Annotated in this window: 3 protein-coding genes; 1 reads left to right on the plus strand and 2 read right to left on the minus strand. The window is 61.1% G+C overall.

Annotated features, from left to right (window positions below; all coding sequences use genetic code 11):
• Window positions 1-1011: ABC transporter ATP-binding protein (locus WCA53_RS30560; RefSeq protein WP_423920257.1), on the minus strand; the 1011-nt coding region annotated here is incomplete at its 3' end.
• 267 nt (window positions 1012-1278) lie between these two features.
• Between WCA53_RS30560 and WCA53_RS30565 the strand changes: the two genes are divergently transcribed.
• On the plus strand, window positions 1279-2211 hold the full coding sequence (locus WCA53_RS30565; protein ID WP_423920260.1) for a LysR substrate-binding domain-containing protein: 933 nt from the start codon (window positions 1279-1281) through the stop codon (window positions 2209-2211).
• A 56-nt stretch (window positions 2212-2267) separates the two neighbouring features.
• Here WCA53_RS30565 and WCA53_RS30570 read toward each other — a convergent pair.
• Window positions 2268-2593: amidohydrolase family protein (locus WCA53_RS30570; protein WP_423920265.1), on the minus strand; the 326-nt coding region annotated here is incomplete at its 5' end.

Here is a 2593-nt window from a genome sequence, read left to right on the forward strand (position 1 = left end):
CAAGCGCGCGGCGGGCTGGCCGACGATTGCGATGGCATCGGCGGGAACATGTTTGTCGCGGATTTCACCGGACAGCGCCGCCAGCAATTCGGCCTGACCGTTTCCCGATACCCCCGCAATCCCGAAAATTTCGCCCGCGTGAACGTTGAAAGAAACATCTTTCAGAGACGTACCGAACGGGTCTTCGCTTGCCACCGAAAGATTTTTTACGGCGAGCTTTACATCGCCCGGCGTGTGTTCCCGGCGCTCGTAGTCGGGCAGCGAATGCCCGACCATCAATTGCGCGAGCGACGCATGCGTCTCCTCGCGCGGATCGCAACGCCCTGTCACGCGGCCCCCGCGCATCACCGTCGCGCTCTGGCAAAGCGCCTGGATCTCATCGAGCTTGTGGCTGATATAGAGAATGCTGCACCCTTCGGACGCGAGCCGCCGCAGCACGGTAAAGAGCTTCTTGACTGCTTGCGGCGTCAGCACGGACGTGGGTTCATCCATGATCAACAGGCGCGGGTTCTGCAACAGGCAGCGCACGATTTCCACGCGTTGCCGCTCACCCACCGCAAGGCTGTGTACGTGGCGCTGCGGATCGACATCGAGTCCGTAATCCGCCGATACCTCGCGGATCCGCTTGGCCAGCTTCTTCAGGTCGAATTTATCGTCAAGGGCGAGCGCGATGTTCTCGCCGACCGTCAGGGTATCGAAGAGGGAGAAGTGCTGGAACACCATGCCGATACCCAGCTTGCGAGCCGCCGCCGGGCTGCCGATTTCCACCACCTCACCGTTCCACTGAATCTCGCCTTCGTCCGGACGCACCGCGCCGTAGATGATCTTCATCAACGTCGACTTGCCCGCGCCGTTCTCGCCAAGCACAGCATGGATTTCACCGGGCTGGACCACGAGTGTCACGTCGTCATTGGCCTTGACGGCGGGATATTGCTTGCTGATGCCGTGTAGCGCGAGGCGCGGCTTGAGCGCGTTCGCCGGCTGGGTAGGAGAAGAAATGGCGTCGCCCATGGAGATCAGAAATCGTAGAACATGCGCAAACCCGGCTGACCCGGGAGGGTCGAAAACGCAAAGGACCGGCTTGCGAGCAAAAGATACCCAAATCGACGCGTTACGTCGATTTCTCAAAATAGTACGCCCGCCCCTCCCGCGCCGTTTCTGGTCTTGCGGCGCGAACCTGTTCGCGGGTATGCCCATATTGACTGAAACAATGCGTCATATTAAAAACGATATGTCCGACACCCTTGTCGATCAGCCTGTACGTATACTGGAGACACCATGAGTCAGCAACGCGAGGCGATCGACACTTACCTGTTGCGCGTCCTCCACACCCTCTTGATCGAGCGCAGCGTCACGCGCGCAGCCGTCAAGCTCAACCAGTCCCAACCGGCCATCAGCGCAGCGCTCAGGCGTCTGCGCGACATCACGGGCGACCCGCTGCTCGTACGCGGCAAAGCGGGCATGGTGCCGACCGAATATGGCCTGCGCCTGCTCGAACCCACGCAAAATGCGCTGCGCGAAATCGAGCGCATCAAGGTCCAGCAGCACAACTTCGAACCGTCCACGTCCGTGCGCTGTTATCGCATTGGCTGCCCGGACTATCTGAACGTGCTGTTCGTGCCCACCGTGGTCGAGCGGTTTCGCATTGCTGCGCCCAACGCCACGCTTGAATTTCATTCGCTCGGACCTGCCTTCGACTACGAGCTGGCGCTGGAAGAAGGCAAGCTCGATATCGTCGTGGGCAACTGGCCCGAGCCGCCCGAGCAACTGCATCTGTCGAATCTCTTTGTGGACAAGATCGTCTGTCTCGTCAGCGCCACGCATCCATTCGCCCGGCGCGGCGCGCTCACGCTCGACCAATACCTCAACGCGCCGCATCTCGCGCCTACGCCCTATTCCGTGGGCCAGCGCGGCGCTATCGATGTCCATCTGGCCCGCGAACGGCTCAAGCGCCATGTGGTCGTCACGTTGCCCTACTTCAACCTTGCGCCGTACGTACTGATCAAGTCGGACCTCGTGTTCACGACCACACGTCTTTTTGCCGATCACTACGCGAAGTTCTTGCCGCTGACCGTCGTACCCGCGCCACTCGATTTTCCGCCGATGCAGTACTACCAGTTGTGGCACGAGCGCTGCCATTACTCCGATGAAGTTCGCTGGCTGCGACATCTTGTGGCGGACGCAACGCGTTCGCTGATCGAGACGCCTTGAAGCCGTTGCGGCGCTTTCGCGCCGCAACGCTTATCTGACCAACGTTCGTGGGTAAGTCAGGCCATTGCGACTAGCTGTCCCGCCAGTCGGTTATGCCGCTCGACAATCGGACCGAGATCCACGGTCGTCAAATGTCCATCGCGCACCACCACGTTCCCGTCGATCACGCTCGTAGAAACCGTTGATGGCGCGCAGAACACCAGCGCCGCGACCGGATCGTGAAGCGCGCCGGCGAACCCATGCTGTCTCAGATCAAACGATACGAAATCCGCCGCCATGCCGGGTGCGAGCGCGCCGATATCGTCGCGACCCAGCACCTTCGCGCCGCCCAGCGTGGCGATTTCCAGCGCTTCGCGCGCGGTCATCGCATCCGGACCGAAGC

It is taken from the genome of Caballeronia sp., assembly GCF_049581465.1.
GTDB lineage: Bacteria > Pseudomonadota > Gammaproteobacteria > Burkholderiales > Burkholderiaceae > Caballeronia.

Bases quoted from the DNA above. Each gene is read 5' to 3' on its own strand.
- WCA53_RS30565 (WP_423920260.1), top strand. From the start codon at position 1,279: ATGAGTCAGCAACGCGAGGCGATCGACACTTACCTGTTGCGCGTCCTC.